The 16,378-nt window shown below is 68.2% G+C and carries 17 protein-coding genes; 2 read left to right on the top strand and 15 right to left on the bottom strand.

Annotated elements, in window-relative coordinates; genetic code table 11:
* Position 1: 1 nt before the first annotated feature.
* The 12 genes from SK095_RS01055 to SK095_RS01000 all read right to left on the bottom strand — a co-directional run bounded on the left by SK095_RS01055 (position 2) and on the right by SK095_RS01000 (position 9,240).
* Positions 2-355 carry a PilZ domain-containing protein gene (locus SK095_RS01055; protein WP_136488840.1) on the bottom strand — a complete coding sequence of 118 codons (354 nt, stop codon included), beginning with the start codon at positions 353-355 and terminating at the stop codon, positions 2-4.
* 33 nt (positions 356-388) lie between these two features.
* The gene (locus tag SK095_RS01050; protein WP_136488841.1) at positions 389-1,372 is read right to left on the bottom strand and encodes a DNA polymerase III subunit delta'; all 984 of its coding nucleotides are present in this window, start codon (positions 1,370-1,372) and stop codon (positions 389-391) included.
* Positions 1,365-1,997: a dTMP kinase gene (tmk, locus tag SK095_RS01045; protein ID WP_320547594.1), complete on the bottom strand. Its 633-nt coding sequence runs from the start codon at positions 1,995-1,997 to the stop codon at positions 1,365-1,367. Before tmk ends, SK095_RS01050 begins: the two co-directional genes overlap by 8 nt.
* Positions 1,994-3,052, bottom strand: coding sequence for an endolytic transglycosylase MltG (gene mltG / locus SK095_RS01040; protein ID WP_414153876.1), 1,059 nt, complete (start codon positions 3,050-3,052; stop codon positions 1,994-1,996). The genes tmk and mltG overlap by 4 nt, the downstream gene beginning before the upstream one ends.
* Positions 3,052-3,870: an aminodeoxychorismate lyase gene (gene pabC / locus SK095_RS01035; RefSeq protein ID WP_320547592.1), complete on the bottom strand. Its 819-nt coding sequence runs from the start codon at positions 3,868-3,870 to the stop codon at positions 3,052-3,054. Before pabC ends, mltG begins: the two co-directional genes overlap by 1 nt.
* Positions 3,870-5,114 carry a beta-ketoacyl-ACP synthase II gene (gene fabF, locus SK095_RS01030; RefSeq protein ID WP_320547591.1) on the bottom strand — a complete coding sequence of 415 codons (1,245 nt, stop codon included), beginning with the start codon at positions 5,112-5,114 and terminating at the stop codon, positions 3,870-3,872. The genes pabC and fabF overlap by 1 nt, the downstream gene beginning before the upstream one ends.
* 134 nt (positions 5,115-5,248) lie before the next feature.
* On the bottom strand, positions 5,249-5,488 hold the full coding sequence (gene acpP, locus SK095_RS01025; protein WP_090348699.1) for an acyl carrier protein: 240 nt from the start codon (positions 5,486-5,488) through the stop codon (positions 5,249-5,251).
* Between the two features lie 205 nt (positions 5,489-5,693).
* Positions 5,694-6,434 carry a 3-oxoacyl-ACP reductase FabG gene (fabG, locus tag SK095_RS01020; RefSeq protein ID WP_136488846.1) on the bottom strand — a complete coding sequence of 247 codons (741 nt, stop codon included), beginning with the start codon at positions 6,432-6,434 and terminating at the stop codon, positions 5,694-5,696.
* 19 nt (positions 6,435-6,453) lie between these two features.
* Positions 6,454-7,392, bottom strand: a complete 939-nt coding sequence (gene fabD / locus SK095_RS01015; RefSeq protein ID WP_320547590.1) for an ACP S-malonyltransferase — start codon at positions 7,390-7,392, stop codon at positions 6,454-6,456.
* 109 nt (positions 7,393-7,501) lie between these two features.
* The gene (gene plsX / locus SK095_RS01010; protein ID WP_136488848.1) at positions 7,502-8,512 is read right to left on the bottom strand and encodes a phosphate acyltransferase PlsX; all 1,011 of its coding nucleotides are present in this window, start codon (positions 8,510-8,512) and stop codon (positions 7,502-7,504) included.
* A gap of 2 nt (positions 8,513-8,514) precedes the next feature.
* A complete protein-coding gene (gene rpmF, locus SK095_RS01005; protein WP_136488849.1) occupies positions 8,515-8,697 on the bottom strand; it encodes a 50S ribosomal protein L32 in 183 nt (60 codons plus the stop codon).
* 12 nt (positions 8,698-8,709) lie between these two features.
* Positions 8,710-9,240: a YceD family protein gene (locus SK095_RS01000; protein ID WP_320547589.1), complete on the bottom strand. Its 531-nt coding sequence runs from the start codon at positions 9,238-9,240 to the stop codon at positions 8,710-8,712.
* Between the two features lie 107 nt (positions 9,241-9,347).
* Between SK095_RS01000 and SK095_RS00995 the strand changes: the two genes are divergently transcribed.
* A complete protein-coding gene (locus SK095_RS00995) occupies positions 9,348-9,929 on the top strand; it encodes a nucleoside triphosphate pyrophosphatase (protein ID WP_320547588.1) in 582 nt (193 codons plus the stop codon).
* Between the two features lie 18 nt (positions 9,930-9,947).
* Here SK095_RS00995 and SK095_RS00990 read toward each other — a convergent pair whose 3' ends face one another.
* From SK095_RS00990 to rluC, 3 genes are read right to left on the bottom strand one after another with little or no spacing between them, the layout of a single operon-like run.
* Positions 9,948-10,925, bottom strand: coding sequence for a S49 family peptidase (locus SK095_RS00990; protein WP_320547587.1), 978 nt, complete (start codon positions 10,923-10,925; stop codon positions 9,948-9,950).
* A complete protein-coding gene (locus SK095_RS00985; RefSeq protein ID WP_320547586.1) occupies positions 10,912-11,610 on the bottom strand; it encodes an HAD-IA family hydrolase in 699 nt (232 codons plus the stop codon). Before SK095_RS00985 ends, SK095_RS00990 begins: the two co-directional genes overlap by 14 nt.
* On the bottom strand, positions 11,603-12,556 hold the full coding sequence (gene rluC, locus SK095_RS00980) for a 23S rRNA pseudouridine(955/2504/2580) synthase RluC (RefSeq protein ID WP_201486334.1): 954 nt from the start codon (positions 12,554-12,556) through the stop codon (positions 11,603-11,605). The genes SK095_RS00985 and rluC overlap by 8 nt, the downstream gene beginning before the upstream one ends.
* A 551-nt stretch (positions 12,557-13,107) precedes the next feature.
* Here rluC and rne point away from each other — a divergent pair.
* Positions 13,108-16,278, top strand: coding sequence for a ribonuclease E (rne, locus tag SK095_RS00975; RefSeq protein ID WP_320547585.1), 3,171 nt, complete (start codon positions 13,108-13,110; stop codon positions 16,276-16,278).
* Positions 16,279-16,378 lie beyond the last annotated feature (100 nt).

The following is a 16,378-nucleotide window of genomic DNA, read 5'->3' as shown; positions in this document are numbered from 1 at the left end:
GTCACATGGTCAGGGTCGGGCGCTCGGACTTGAGCGCACCGGCGAGGTAGGTTTCGATCTTGTTGCGGGTGCTGCGGTCGCCGTCGTTGAACTGCACACCGATTCCGGCGGTGCGGTTGCCCTGGGCCCCTTTGGGAGTGATCCAGACCACCTTGCCGGCGACCGGGATCTTCTCCGGCTCGTCCATCAGGGTCAGCAGCACGAACACCTCGTCGCCCAGGCGATAGGTCTTGCTGGTGGAGATGAACAGGCCGCCGTTGCGCACGAAGGGCATGTAGGCCGCGTACAGCTGGGCCTTGTCCTTGAGAGTCAGGGTGAGGATGGCGTTGCGACCGCCGAGGGGTGGCATGCTCATGGGCAGGCTCCGTGGCCGATGCGGACTGCGATTCTAGCCTGCCGACGGCAGGCTTGCCCACCGTACCAGCAGGGCTTCGAGAAGCAGTGCGCGATTGAGATTGGCCTTGCCGAGCACCTTCTGCCGCTCGGCGAGCAGCCAGTCTTGCAGCGCCAGCACGGCGTTCGGCGGCGTGCGCCCGGCCAGCCAGCGCACCACCTTGTCCATCGGCTCCTCGGCCTCGCCCTCGGCGCCGGCCAGCTGGCAGCGCAGCACCTGCAGCAGCCAGGCGCAGAACCAGTCGAGCAGCAGCGCCAGCGGAATGTGCTTCCACGCCTCGGCCAGCTCGGAAGGCGCGGCCTGCTGCTTGAGCAGCTTCCTGATGCCCTCCTCGACCAGCGCACGCTGATCCAGCACCCCATCGCGGTGCAGCTGCAGGGCACGCAGTGGCGAACCGGTCGCCAGCGCGAGCAGGCGCCGATGCAGCGCCGGCTCCAGCTCCGGCAGCTGCGCAGCCAGCCAGGCACCGGCCAGCACCGGCGTCGGCAACGGGCAGGCCTGCTGCAGACAGCGGCTCCGGATGGTCGGCAGCAGGCGACTGGGCTGGTGGCTGACCAGCAGCAGCACGGTGTCGCCGGAGGGCTCCTCCAGGCTTTTCAGCAGGGCGTTGGCGGCGTTGAGGTTCATCGCCTCGGCCGGCTCGAGCAGGACCAGCTTGCGCCCGCCGAGCTGGGCGGTCTGGGCGACGAAATCCACCAGCTCGCGCACCTGGTCGACCTTGATCGGCTTGTCCGGCTCCTCCGGCTGCAGGTCGAAGAAGTCCGGATGGGTGCCGGCGCGCAGCAGCAGGCAGGCCTTGCAGCCACCGCAGGCGCCCTCCGCCGTCGGCGCCGCACACAGCAGCAGCGCCGCCAGGCGCTCGGCCAGGGCGCGCTTGCCGATGCCGGCGGGGCCGTGCAGCAGGTAGGCGTGGGCATGCTGCTGGCGGCGCGCAAGCTGCTGCCACAGCGCCTGCTGCCAGGGATAGGCCTCAGCCACGCGCGCGCTCCAGCAGCTCGGGCAGCAGGGCGTCGAGCTGGGCCTGCACCGCAGCGAGCGGCTGCGCGGCATCCAGCAGACGGTAGCGCGCCGGCGCCAGGCGCGCACGCGCCAGGTAGGTCTGGCGCACCGCCTCGAAGAAGTCCTGCGCCTCCTGCTCGAAACGATCCAGGCGGCCACGGGCGGCGGCGCGGGCCAGGCCGACTTCCACCGGCAGGTCGAACACCAGGGTCAGCTCCGGGCGCAGCTCGCCCTGCACGAAGCTCTCCAGCTGGGCGATGCGCTCCAGCGGCAGGCCGCGCCCGCCGCCCTGGTAGGCGTAGGTGGCGTCGGTGAAGCGGTCGCACAGCACGACCTTGCCGGCCGCCAGCGCCGGGCGGATGACCCGGGCCAGGTGCTGGGCGCGCGCGGCGAACACCAGCAGCAGCTCGGTGTCGGCCGCCATCGGCTCGTCGCTGGGCGCCAGCAGCAGCTCGCGGATGCGCTCGGCCAAGGGCGTGCCGCCGGGCTCGCGGGTCAGCAGCACATCGCAGCCTTGGCTGCGCAGGCGCTCGGCCAGGTAGTCGCGATTGGTGCTCTTGCCCGCGCCTTCGGGGCCTTCGAGGGTGATGAACAGACCGCTCACTGACTGTTTCCTTGTGGCGTGGCGGCCGGACTGGAACGGTAGTCCTCGCGCCGCTTGAGCTGGAATTCGCGCACCGCCCGGTTGTGCTCGTCGAGCGAGCGCGAGAAGACATGGGTGCCGTCGCCGCGGGCGACGAAGTACAGACTGTCGCCGCCGGCCGGATTGAGCGCGGCGCGGATCGCCTCGCGGCCGACCATGGCGATCGGTGTCGGCGGCAGCCCGGGATTGGTGTAGGTGTTGTAGGGCGTCGCCTCGCGCAGGTGCGCGCGAGTCAGGTTGCCGGCATAGCGCTCGCCGAGACCGTAGATCACCGTCGGATCGGTCTGCAGCAGCATGCCCTGACGCAGTCGACGGACGAACACCCCGGCGATCTCGGGCCGCTCGTGGGCAGCCCCGGTTTCCTTCTCCACCAGGGACGCCATGATCAGCGCCTGGTAGGCATCCTTGTAGGGCAGGCCCTCGGCGCGCTGGCGCCACTCCTCGTCGAGCACCTGATCCAGCCGCTCGTGAGCCTGGCGCAGCAGATCGATGTCACGCATGCCGCGCACGTATCGGTAGGTATCGGGAAAGAAACGCCCCTCGGGATGCTGGCCGGCGAAGCCGAGGCGCTGCATCACGGCGGCATCGTCGAGGCCGGCCAGGGTCTGCTCCAGACGCTCCTGGCTCGCCAGCGCCGCGCGCAACTGGCGGAAGCTCCAGCCCTCGACCAGGGTCAGGCTGTAACTGACCACCTCGCCACGCTGCCACTGGGCCAGCAGGTCGCGCGCGGTCTGCCCGGGGGCGAGGCGATACTCGCCACTGTGCAGGCCCTTGCCGTCGAGATTGAAGCGCCAGTACAGGCGCAGCCACAGCGCGCCGTCCAGCACGCCCTCGTCCTCGAGCCTGGCGAGCAGGCCGCCGGGGGTCGCGCCGGCCGGTACCTCGAGCAGGCGCTCCTCGCTCAGCGCCAGCGGCTGCTCGAGGGCCACATGCTGCTGCCAGCCGGCGAAAACCAGCAGCAGGCCTGCCAGCATCAGCCCGCCTTCCAGCAGGTACAGCAGAAAACGTTTCACGATCAGGCATCCACCAGGTCGGACAGCAGACCCTGCAGTTTACGGGTCAGCCCGCCCAGCGGCCAGCCGTGCCCCTCCAGCGCTACCACCGGCCAGATGCCGTACTGGCTGTTGCAGAGGAACACCTCGTCGGCAGCCAGCAGGGCCGGATAGTCGATATCCTCGATGCGCGTGGCGATGCCCGCCTGCGCGGCGCGGGCGAGGATCTCCGCACGCATCACGCCGGCCACGCCGCAGCGCGCCAGCGCGGGCGTCAGCAGCTCGCCGTCGCGCACCACGAACAGGTTGCTGAACACGCCCTCGACCACCCGGCCGCTGGCGTCGCGCATCAGCCCCTCGGCACAGGCCGGGTCCTGCCATTCGGCGCGGGCGAGGACCTGCTCGAGGCGATTGAGGTGCTTGAGCCCCGCCAGCAGCGGCTGCTCGGCCAGGCGGGTGGCACAGGGAAACAGGCGGATGCCCTGTTCGCGGTGGCGCGCCGGATAGGCGGGCGGCGGACCGCCGGAGAGGATGCGCCGGCAGCGGGCGTCGGCCGGCGGCGCGTAGCCGCGCAGGCCGTCGCCGCGGGTGACGATCAGCTTGGCCACGCCGCTGCCGAGCTCGCCGGCGAAGGCCAGCAGCTCGGCGCGCACCAGCGCCAGGTCCAGCGGCAGGGCGAGGCGCCGGGCACCCTCGCCGAGGCGCTGCAGATGGCGCTCGAGCAGGAGCAGGCGGCCGCGGCGCACGGCGATGGTCTCGAACAGGCCATCGCCGTAGGCCAGACCGCGGTCGCTCAGCGGCAGGGCGTCCGCCGGGCGACCGTCGATCCAGGTCAGCCCCATCAGCCGGCGAAGCGGCGGAACACCAGGGTGCCGTTGGTGCCGCCGAAGCCGAAGGAGTTGGACACCGCCACGTCGATCGGCATCGCCTGCGCCTGGTGGGCGACGAAGTTGAGGTCGCAGCCCTCGTCCGGCTCGTCGAGGTTGATGGTCGGCGGCGCCACCTGGTCGCGCAGGGCGAGGATGCTGAAGATCGCCTCCACCGCACCGGCGGCGCCCAGCAGGTGGCCGGTCATCGACTTGGTCGAGCTGACCGCCAGGCTGTGGGCGTACTCGCCGAACACGCGCTTGACCGCCGCGCACTCGGCCAGGTCGCCGGCCGGGGTCGAGGTGCCGTGGGCGTTGATGTACTGCACCTGCTCCGGGTTCAGGCCGGCGTCACGCAGGGCATTCTGCATGCAGCGCGCGGCGCCGTCGCCGGTCTCCGGCGGCGCGGTCATGTGGTAGGCGTCACCGCTCATGCCGAAGCCGACCAGCTCGGCATAGATGCGCGCGCCGCGGGCCTTGGCGTGCTCCAGCTCTTCCAGCACCAGGGCGCCGGCGCCGTCGGCCAGCACGAAGCCGTCACGGCCGCGGTCCCAGGGGCGGCTGGCACGGGTCGGCTCGTCGTTGCGGGTGGACAGGGCCCGGGCTGCGCCGAAGCCGCCGAGACCCAGGCCGCAGGTGGCCATCTCGGAGCCGCCGGCGATCATCACGTCGGCCTCGCCGTAGGCGATGTTGCGCGCCGCCATGCCGATGCTGTGGGTGCCGGTGGTGCACGCGGTGGTGATCGCGTAGTTGGGACCCTGTGCGCCCAGATGGATCGACAGGAACCCGGAAATCATGTTGATGATCGAGCCCGGCACGAAGAACGGCGAGATGCGCCGCGGCCCCTGCTCGTGCAGCGACCTGGCGTTGTTCTCGATGTTGGTCAGGCCGCCGATGCCCGAGCCCATGGCCACGCCCACGCGCTCGCGGTTGGCGTCGGTGACCTCCAGGCCGGCGTCGCGCACCGCCTGCAGGCTGGCGGCCATGCCGTACTGGATGAAGAGGTCCATCTTGCGAGCTTCCTTGGCCGGCAGGTAGTCCTCGACATTGAAGCCCTTGACCGAACCACCGAAGCGGGTGGCGAAAGCCGAGACATCCATATGCCCGATCGGACCGATGCCACTCTGCCCGGCCAGCACGCCCTGCCAACTGCTGGCCACATCCGGGCCGAGGGGTGACAGCATGCCAAGACCGGTGACCACGACGCGTCTACGCGACACAGCGCTCTCCTCTTGTTGATCCACTACAGCGACGAAGCGTGGCCAGACCAGCGCCACCACTTCCTTTTACCCAAAGAAAAACCGCACGTCTTTTCAGGGACGTGCGGCTTTTTCCGGTCGGAACCGACGATTACTTACTGCTGGCCGTGAGCATTGATGTAATCGATGGCTTCCTGAACGGTGGTGATCTTCTCAGCCTGCTCGTCCGGGATTTCGGTCTCGAATTCTTCCTCGAGAGCCATGACCAGCTCCACGGTGTCCAGGGAATCAGCGCCCAGGTCTTCCACGAAGGAAGCGCTGTTGGTCACTTCTTCTTCTTTAACGCCAAGCTGCTCGGCAACGATTTTCTTGACGCGTTCTTCGATGGTGCTCATATCTCGTTCTCACTCCTATGGAGAGTTCCATGTAGCTGGTGGCGGCTAGTGTATAGAAAGGGTTTTCAGCTTTTCAAGCAAAACCCTTGCCGGCCTGCCGAAGCGCATTTTTTCGCCCGCCAGGAAAACTGCCTTGCAAAACAACCACATGGCGCTTTTTCGGGGATGCCGCCATTGCCGCCGGCACGGGGCCGGCGGCACTTTTTTACATGTACATGCCACCGTTGACCGGGATGGTCGCGCCGGTGACGTAGGCGCCACCCTCGCCGGCGAGGAAGCCTACCACGCTGGCGATCTCCTCCGCCTGCCCCAGACGCCCCAGCGGAATCTGGGTCAGCAGGTTCTGGCGATGCGCTTCCGGCAGGTCGCGGGTCATGTCGGTATCGATGAAGCCCGGCGCAACCGCATTGACGGTGATGTTGCGCGAGCCGACCTCACGAGCCAGGGCGCGGCTGAAGCCTTCCACGCCGGCCTTGGCCGCCGCGTAGTTGGCCTGACCGGCATTGCCCATCGAGCCGACCACCGAACTGATGTTGATGATCCGGCCCCAGCGCGCCTTGGTCATGCCCTTGAGCACGGCCTTGGACAGGCGGTAGATGCTGGTCAGGTTGGTGTTGATGACGTCGCTCCACTCCTCGTCCTTCATCCGCAGCATCAGGTTGTCGCGGGTGATGCCGGCGTTGTTCACCAGGATGGCCGGCTGGCCGAGGTGCTGCTGGATGTGCTCGAGGGTCTGGGCCACCGACTCGTCACTGGCGACGTCGAGGACCAGGCCGGCACCTTCGATGCCAGCCGCCTTGAGGTACTCGGCGATGCGCTCGGCGCCGGCGGCGCTGGTGGCGGTGCCGATGACGATGGCGCCCTGGCGGCCCAGCTCCAGGGCGATGGCCTGGCCGATGCCGCGGGTAGCGCCGGTGACCAGGGCCACCTTACCTTGCAGACTCATGGGGTGTTTCTCCTGATGTTCAGGCCAGGGCCGCACGGGCGGCGGCGAAGGCCTCGGGGGTATCCAGATTGTGGGTGTTGACGCCCTTGGCGCAGCGCTTGTTGAGGCCGGACAGGACCTTGCCCGGGCCGCACTCGACCAGCTCGGTCACACCGCGTTCGGCCAGGGTCACGATGCTCTCCACCCAGCGCACCGGGCTGTACAGCTGCTCGAGCAGGTCGCGCTTGAGCGCGGTGAGATCCGCCGGCACCTGAGCACTGGTGTTCTGCACGATGGCGATCTGCGGGGCCTGCCAGTCGATGGCATCCACTGCTGCCGCGAACTTCTCGGCCGCCGGACGCATCAGCGCGCAGTGCGACGGCACGCTCACCGGCAGGGCCATGGCGCGCTTGGCGCCCCGGGCCTTGCACGCCTCGATGGCGCGCTCGACCGCTGCCGCGGCGCCGGCGATCACCACCTGGCCCGGCGCGTTGAAGTTGACCGCACTGACCACCTCGCCCTGCGCCGCCTCGGCACACGCGGCGCGCACGGCGTCGTCGTCCAGGCCGAGAATCGCCGCCATGCCGCCCTGACCGGCCGGCACCGCCTGCTGCATCAGCTGGCCACGCAGCTCGACCAGCTTGACCGCATCGGCGAAGGGCAGGCAGCCTGCAGCCACCAGCGCCGAGTACTCGCCCAGGCTGTGACCGGCGACGAAGGCCGGCTGCGCGCCGCCCTCGGCCTGCCACAGGCGCCACAGGGCGACGGAGGCGGCGAGAATGGCCGGCTGGGTCTTGTCGGTCTGGTTGAGCTGCTCGGCAGGGCCTTCCTGGATCAGCGCCCAGAGGTCGTAGCCCAGGGCTGCCGAGGCTTCGGCGAAGGTCTCGCCGATCACGGCGTGCTGCGCACCCAGCTCGGCGAGCATGCCGACAGTCTGGGAACCCTGACCGGGGAAAACGAAAGCGAGGGAAGAAGACATGGAGCAAGTCCCTTGTGTACTTGTTCGTCAGGAGGACTGCGCCACCCGAGGCAGCGCAGCGGACTGACAGTTGGATGACAGGCGTTGACCTGCGGTCACACCCGGGCAATTAAAGCAGCAGATGCTCGAGGCGCCCATGCAGGCGCTGCGGCAGGTTCTCGTCGACTTCCGCCAGCGCCCGCCGGATGGCGGCGCGGAAACCTTCCGGCCCGGCGCCGCCGTGGCTTTTTACCACAATGCCCTGCAATCCGAGAAAGCTCGCGCCGTTATGCCGCGCCGGACGCAGCTCGCCCTGCAGCTCGCGCAGCAGCGGCAGCGCCAGCAGGCCGGCCAGGCGGGCGAACGGCCCAGCGCGAAAGCGCGCGGCGATACGCGCAGCGATCATCGCCGCAAGCCCCTCGCTGGCCTTGAGCACGACATTGCCGACGAAGCCATCGCAGACCACCACGTCGGCGTCGCCGCGATACAGGCCGTCGCCCTCGACGAAACCGACATAGTTGAGCGCGCGCGCCTGCTGCAGCAGGCTGGCCGCCAGCTTGACCGTCTGACTGCCCTTGATCTCCTCGGTGCCGACATTGAGCAGCGCCACCCGCGGATTCGCCACACCCTGCGCCTCGGCGGCGACCGCCCCCATGACGGCGAACTGGTAGAGGTTCTCCGCACTGCAGTCGACGTTGGCGCCGAGATCCAGCAGCAGGCAGCTGCCGCGCAGGGTGGGAATGGCGCTGACCATCGCCGGCCGGTCGATACCCGGCAGGGTCTTCAGCACATGCCGCGACAGCGCCATCAGCGCACCGGTATTGCCGGCACTGACGCACGCCTGGGCCGCGCCACTGCGCACCAGTTCGAGGGTCTGACGCATCGAGGAGTCGAGCTTGCCACGCAGCACCTGCGCCGGACGTTCGTCCATCGCAATCACTTGGCTGGCGGGATGCACGAGCAGGCGGGAGCGATCGACAGAGGCGTGCTCTGCAATCAACTGCTCTATGAGGGCGGGTTGGCCGACGAGGATCAACCGCAGGGAGGAGTGCTCGGCCAGGCTGGAAATGCAGGCCGGAACAATGCAGTGGGGACCGAAGTCCCCACCCATTGCATCGATCGCGAGGACCGGAGCGACCAAGATTACTCGGTGGCGCCCTTGTCGATCACCTTGCGACCACGGTAGACACCTTCCGGGCTGACGTGGTGGCGCAGGTGAACTTCACCGGTGCTCTTCTCGACGGACAGTGCGTTGGCCTCGAGCGCATCGTGGGAACGACGCATGTCGCGAGCGGAACGAGACTTTTTGTTCTGTTGAACAGCCATTTGAGTTAACTCCTAAACGTTTGGGTCACGTTTCAACTGCGCCAGTACATCGAACGGGTTGGACCGCGAAACCTCGTTGACGCTCGGTTCTGGTGCTGCTGCAAAGCCTGCTGGATGCTGGCATGCATCGGGTTCGTGGGCCGGGACGATGGGGAGCGCGAGCAGCAGCTCGTCCTCGACCAGTTCGATCAGGTCGAGCGGTTCCTCGCCCACTTCCAGCGCGTCGTAGCTTTTCGGCAGGGAGTCCGCCGAAGCACCTTCCCGCAGCACGGCATAGACGAACTCGCTGTGCACCGGAAGGGTCGCCGGCTCCAGACAACGCTGGCACACCATCTGCACCTCGACCTCCAGTTCGCCGCGCATGACGATCAGCCCCTGCTCGTCACGACCGAACTCGAGACGAACATGGACGCTGCCGGCATCGCTGACCAACTGCTCGCACAACCGCGAAAACTGCTTGATCGGCAACTCACCCTCGAGGGTGGCGCCACGATCGGCCAGCTTTCGCGGATCGACGTGAGGTGGAATCGGCCCTTTCAACATAAGCGCGCCATTCTAGGGATACCCCTTTTAACTGTCAAAGAAATTTCCTTGCGTGCAGCAGGCCACCCGGACGCCTAGAATCGCCGGCAAATCCCGTGGAGATCGCCATGCTGCCCCTGGTACTCGCATCCAGCTCGCCCTACCGCCGCACCCTGCTCGAACGCCTGCACCTGCCGTTCGACTGCCAGTCGCCGGACATCGACGAAAGCGCCCTGCCCGGCGAACATCCCGAGCAACTGGTCCGCCGCCTGGCCGAACGCAAGGCCCGCGCCCTGACCGACCGATACCCCCGACACCTGATCATCGGCTCCGACCAGGTCGCCGCCCTGCCCGACGGCCGCATCCTCGGCAAGCCGCACGACTTCGCCCGCGCCCGCGAGCAGCTGCACGCCGCCAGCGGCAGCAGCGTGACCTTCCATACCGGCCTGTGCCTGTTCAACTCGCAGAGCGGACAGGCCCAGGTCGACTGCATTCCATTCACCGTGCACTTCCGCGAGCTGGACGAGGCGCGCATCGAGCGCTATCTGCACCTCGAGCAGCCCTACGACTGCGCCGGCAGCTTCAAGTCCGAGAGCCTCGGCATCAGCCTGTTCCGCGAAACCTGCGGCAGCGATGCCACCAGCCTGATCGGACTGCCACTGATCCGCCTGGTCGACATGCTGCTCGCCGAAGGCGTGCAGATCCCCTAGCAGATCGACCCCGGCCGCTCAGTGCAGCGCCGGGGCACGCCAGCCCATCCACAGCGAGACCTGCTCGGCGACGCCGGCGCCGAGCTTCTTGGCGAAGCGGTCGATCGGCGACTCCTTCTCGGTGAAGTCGACCAGATTCTTCTCGCCGACCACCTCGCGCGCCACGTAGCCGGCACTACCCAGACCGTCGATCAGCCCCAGCTCGAGAGCCTGCTCGCCGGACCAGACCAGGCCGGAGAACAGCTCCGGATGCTCCCGATCCTTCAGACGCTCGCCACGCCCCTGCTTGACGCTGGCGATGAACTGCTTGTGGGTGGTATCCAGCACCGCCCCCCAGAAACGGGTTTCCTCCTCCTTCTGCGGCACGAACGGATCGAGGAAGGTCTTGTGCTCCCCGGAGGTATAGGTGCGCCGCTCCACGCCCAGCTTCTGCATCGCCTCGACGAAGCCGAAGCCCGAGGCGGTCACCCCGATGGAGCCGACCAGACTGGCCTTGTCGGCATAGATGGCATCGGCCGCACTGGCGATGTAGTAGGCGCCGGAGGCACCGAGATCGGTGATCACCGCATACAGCTTGATGTCCGGGTGCTCGCCGCGCAGGCGACGGATCTCGTCGTAGATGTAGCCCGACTGCACCGGGCTGCCACCCGGACTGTTGATGCGCAGGACCACGGCCCGGGTGTTCTTGTCCTTGAAGGCCGCACGCAGGCTGCCGACGATATTGTCGGCACTGGCCCTCTCCTCGTCGGCGATCACCCCACGCACATCGATCAGCGCCGTGTGCGACTTGAGCGCCGCCGCCCTGTCCAGACTCGCCCAGGGCGAGAACAGGAACAGCGCCCCGAACACGTAGAGAAAGCCGAGACTCTTGAAGAAGATGCCCCAGCGCCGCGCCCGGCGCTGCTCGACCACTCCGGCCAGCACCGCCTTCTCCAGCAGCTTCCAGGTCTTTTCGTCACCCGAAGCCGCCACCGCTTTCCATTCATCCGACTGCATGCTCGCCAACCTCCCTTCTCTCGCGATTGCACTCCTGCCCCAGCCACTGCCCGAGGCCGGCAAAGCGCTCGATGGCCAGGTGCGGACGATACTCCTGCAGCACCGTCAACGGCTGCGCACCGTATCCCACCGCCACCGCGGTCATGCCGGCATTGTGCGCCATCAGCAGATCGAAGGGCGAATCGCCGACCATCAGCGCCTGCGCCGGCGCCACCCCGCAGTGCGCGAGGATCTCGCGCAGCATGCGCGGATCGGGCTTGCTCGCCGTCTCGTCGGCGCAGCGGGTGATATCGAAGAAGTCCAGCCAGCCATGCCCGGCCAGCACCCGGTCCAGACCGCGCCGACTCTTGCCGGTGGCCACCGCCAGGCGATAGCCCTGCGCGCGGAACGCCAGCAACGACTCCAGCACGCCGTCGAACAGCGGCGACGGCGTGCTTTCCAGGCACAGATAATGGTCGCTGTAGACCTGACGGAATACGGCGATGTCCGCCTCGCTCTCCAGCGCGGGATACAAGGCACGGATCGCCTCCGGCAGACCGAGACCGATGATGCCGCGAATGGCCACCTCGTCCAGCTGCGGCAGGCTGCAGGCATCGGCCGCTGCGCGCATCGACTCGACGATCCGCGCCACGGAGTCGACCAGCGTACCGTCCCAGTCGAACACCAGCAGCTGGTAGTCAGGCATCCAGGCGCTCCAGGGTCTGCGCCCACACCTCGTCCACCGGCGCCTCCAGCGCCAGCACCTCGCCGTCGGGCAGGGTCACACGCAGCGCATGGGCATGCAGGAACAGGCGCTTGCCGCCCAGCTCGCGGATCTCGCGGGTGAAGTCGTCGTCGCCGTACTTGCTGTCGCCGGCGATCGAATGACCGGCATGCTTGGCGTGCACGCGGATCTGATGCGTGCGCCCGGTGATCGGGCTGGCCTCGACCAGGGTGGCGAAGTCGCCGAAGCGGCGCATCACGCGGAACTCGGTCAGCGCGTCCTTGCCCTCGGGATCGACCTCGACCATCCGCTCGCCCGAGCGCAGGTTGTTCTTCAGCAGCGGCGCGCTGACCTTTTTCTTCGAGGTCGGCCAACTGCCGCGCACCAGCGCCAGATAGCGCTTGTCGACGCCATCGCCGCGCAGCGCCTCGTGCAGGTGGCGCAGCATGCTGCGCTTCTTGGCGATCATCAAAAGCCCCGAGGTATCGCGATCCAGACGATGCACCAGCTCGATGTCCTTGGCCTCCGGGCGCAGCTGGCGGAACGCCTCGATCACCCCGTAGTTCAGCCCGCTGCCGCCGTGCACGGCGATGCCGGCCGGCTTGTTCAGCACGATCAGCGCCTTGTCCTCGTAGACGATGGCCGCCTCGAGGCGCTGCAGCAGCCCCTGGGCCAGCGGCTCGGGCTCGTCGCGCTCGGCCACGCGCAGCGGCGGCACGCGCACCACATCGCCAGCCTGCAGCTTGTACTCGGGCTTGATCCGCCCCTTGTTCACCCGCACCTCGCCCTTGCGCAGGATGCGGTAGATCAGGGTCTTGGGAACACCTTTCAACTGGGCCCGGAGGAAGTTGTCGATGCGTTGTCCGGCGAGTTCCGGCTGCACTTCGAGCAGCTGGACGCCGGTGGAGATTTGCGAGGGAGTTGTCATGCGCGAATCATAGCAATTTTTCCCTGAATTGAAGCATTTAATGATTGCTGCTATATTCCGGCAGCCGTCAAAAGCGGCACTCCGCGCGAACGCAAGGCAGACTGCCTGCCGCCGGACACACAATCACTGGACGCCAGGCCGTCCGACGGGTCGCCCGCGCAAGCATTCATGGCGACTCGGAAAACCAGGCCTTGAGACACATGAGGTGCGAAACGCCCGGCGTTTCGCGCAAATGCTAACCCGCTACGGATTCAGCGAGCGGCACCCCGATTCTCAGGGAATACGTGCAGGGCGGAGATGCACAAACGACGGACTGCGTAGCACTCGACTTTCCAGACGCCTTGATCGTCCGCAGCGTTGTTTGATTCCTCCTCCTGAATGAGTGCTTCTGTACCCACAGTTAGCAGGAGCCGCCAGTCGCGCGCAGGCCCAATCGCCTGCGAGGCTTGACAAGGGCAACGGCCAGACCGTTCCCGGCGCACCTGACACCGACCACGAGAGTCGTGCGTGCCAACCGCCGTTTCCGGCAGCCCGGAAACCATTGGTACTACATGAAAAGAATGCTGATCAACGCAACTCAGCCCGAAGAGTTGCGTGTTGCCCTGGTCGACGGCCAACGCCTGTTCGACCTCGACATCGAGTCGGGCGCTCGCCAGCAGAAGAAGGCCAACATCTACAAGGGCCGCATTACCCGCGTCGAACCCAGCCTCGAGGCCGCCTTCGTCGATTTCGGCGCCGAGCGCCACGGCTTCCTGCCGCTCAAGGAAATCTCCCGCGAATACTTCATCAAGGCCCCCGAGGGTCGCGTCAACATCAAGGACGTGCTCAAGGAAGGCCAGGAAGTCATCGTCCAGGTCGAGAAGGAAGAGCGCGGCAACAAGGGCGCGGCACTGACCACCTTCATCAGCCTGGCCGGCCGCTACCTGGTGCTGATGCCCAACAACCCGCGCGCCGGCGGCATTTCCCGCCGCATCGAGGGCGAGGAGCGCAACGAACTGCGCGAGGCGCTCAACGGCCTCAACGCCCCGGGCGACATGGGCCTGATCGTGCGCACCGCAGGCCTCGGCCGTTCCAGCGAGGAACTGCAGTGGGACCTCGACTACCTGGTGCAGCTGTGGACCGCGATCAAGGAAGCCTCGCAGGGTCGTGCCGCGCCCTTCCTGATCTATCAGGAAAGCAACGTCATCATCCGCGCCATCCGCGACTACCTGCGCCAGGACATCGGCGAAGTGCTGGTCGACAGCATCGAGGCCCAGGAAGAGGCGCTGAACTTCATCCAGCAGGTGATGCCGCAGTACGCCAGCAAGATCAAGCTGTACCAGGACAGCGTGCCGCTGTTCAACCGCTTCCAGATCGAGAGCCAGATCGAGACCGCCTTCCAGCGTGAAGTGAAGCTGCCGTCGGGCGGCTCCATCGTCATCGACCCGACCGAGGCGCTGGTGTCCATCGACATCAACTCGGCGCGCGCCACCAAGGGCAGCGACATCGAGGAAACCGCGCTGCAGACCAACCTGGAAGCGGCCGAGGAAATCGCCCGCCAGCTGCGCCTGCGCGACATCGGCGGCCTGATCGTCATCGACTTCATCGACATGACCCCGGCGAAGAACCAGCGCGCCGTCGAGGACCGCGTGCGCGAATGCCTCGAGGCCGACCGCGCCCGCGTCCAGGTCGGCCGCATCTCGCGCTTCGGCCTGCTGGAGATGTCCCGTCAGCGCCTGCGCCCGTCGCTCGGCGAGACCAGCGGCGTGGTCTGCCCGCGCTGCAACGGCCAGGGCATCATCCGTGACGTCGAGTCGCTGTCGCTGGCCATCCTGCGCCTGATCGAGGAAGAAGCGCTCAAGGACCGCACCGCCGAGGTCCGCGCCCAGGTGCCGATCCCGGTGGCCGCCTTCCTGCTCAACGAGAAGCGCAACGCCATCACCAAGATCGAGCTGCGCACCCGTGCACGCATCGTCATCCTGCCCAACGACCATCTGGAAACCCCGCATTTCGAAGTGCAGCGCCTGCGCGACGACAGCCCGGAAGCGCTGGTCGGCCAGTCCAGCTACGAGATGACCCCGACCGAGGTCGAGGAAGTCCAGCCGGTCGCCGCCACCCGCACCCTGGTGCGCCAGGAGGCAGCGGTGAAGACCGTCACCCACGAGCGTCCGGCACCGCAGGCGGTGGAAGCGCCTGCCGCCCCGGCACCGACCCCGGCACCGCAGGCGGCCCACCCCACTCCCGAGCCGAGCCTGTTCAAGGGCCTGATCCGCTCGCTGGTCGGTCTGTTCGCCGGCAAGGAAGAGCCCAAGCCGGCGGCCGAAGCTCCTGCCCAGCCGAGCGCCGGCGAGCGCCCGGCGCGTAGCGAGGAGCGCCGTGGCGGCCGCCAGCAGAGCCGTCGCCGCGATGGCGAGCGCGCCGAGCGCCAGCCGCGCGAGGAGCGCCAGCCGCGCGAGGAGCGCAAGCCGCGTGAAGAGCGCCAGCCCCGCGAGGAGCGTCAGCCGCGTGAAGAGCGCAAGCCGCGTGAGGAACGCCAGCCCCGCGAGGAACGTCAGCCGCGTGAAGAGCGCCAGCCCCGCGAGGAGCGTCAGCCGCGTGAAGAGCGCCAGCCCCGCGAGGAGCGTCAGCCGCGTGAGGAGCGCCAGCCCCGCGAGGAACGTCAGCCGCGTGAAGAACGCCAGCCCCGCGAGGAGCGTCAGCCGCGCGAAGAACGCCAGCCGCGTGAAGAGCGTCAGCCGCGTGAGGAGCGCAAACCTCGCGAGGAGCGCGAAGAACGCCCGGTAAGCGAGGAGACCGTTGCCCGCGAGGAGACCGGCGTCGTCGAGGCAGAAACCGCGGAAGCCGGTGCTACCCGCCGCGAGGAGCGCAGGGCGCGTGGCGAGCGTCCGCCGCGTCCGGCCCCCGAAGAGGAAAGCGCCGAGCAGGCGGCCGAGGAACTGGAGGGGCTCGAGGAGGAGCCGGGCCAGGACGAGCAGGAAGGTGAAGGCGAACGCCCGCGCCGCCGCTCGCGTGGCCAGCGTCGCCGCAGCAACCGCCGCGAACGCCAGCGTGAAGCCGGCATCGAGGAACTGACCGTCGAGGAAGTCAGCCCGGCTGCTGCCGCAGGCGAAGCCGTCGCACCGACCGTCGCTACCGCCATCGCCGCGGCGGTGGCCGTGGAGGCCGCCGTCGAAGAAGCCGTCAGCGCAACGCCCACTGCGGTGGAGGACGACCAGGCCGCCGTAGCGGTCAGCGAACCACTGCCGGTCGTCGAGACTGCACAGGCCATCGAGACCGTCGCAGTCGCCCAGCCGCAAGAGGCCGCCGCCGAGGCGATCGACAGCGAAGCGCCGGCGACCGAAACTCGCGAGGAAGCTGCTGCGGCGGGTGGACGTGCGCCCAACGATCCGCGCGAGCGTCGCCGCCGCCGTGAGGCCGAGCGTCAGGCCCGCGAGGCCGCCGCCACCCAGGAGGCTGCTGCCCCGGCTCAGGTAGAGCCTGCCCCGCAGGCGGCGATCGAGGCCGAACCGACCGTAACCGCGCCTGAGGCCGCGACCGAAACTCCGGTCGAGGCTCCGCTGGCCACTGGCAGTGAAGCCAGGAATGCTCCTGTCGAGGCCGAGGCCCAGCCGGGCGAAGCGCAGGCCGCCCCGGCAGCCGACGCGGAAGCCGCCCAACCGACTGGCGAACCGGCAGCCGAAGCGGTGAGCGTCGAGACCGCTCCGGTCAGCCAGCCCGAGGAGGAGCGCAAGCCCCAGGCCTGACGGCCCGGGCAGCGCCCAGCAAAAAGGGGGAATGCCTTGGCATTCCCCCTTTTTTGTCTGCCGACTGGAAGACAAGGCCGGCGACAGGCCCCGCAGCCAC

Origin of the sequence: Pseudomonas sp. AN-1 (assembly GCF_034057115.1) — a bacterium.
Classification (GTDB): Bacteria; Pseudomonadota; Gammaproteobacteria; order Pseudomonadales; family Pseudomonadaceae; genus Geopseudomonas.
This window is presented reverse-complemented; position numbering and strand designations above follow the sequence as displayed.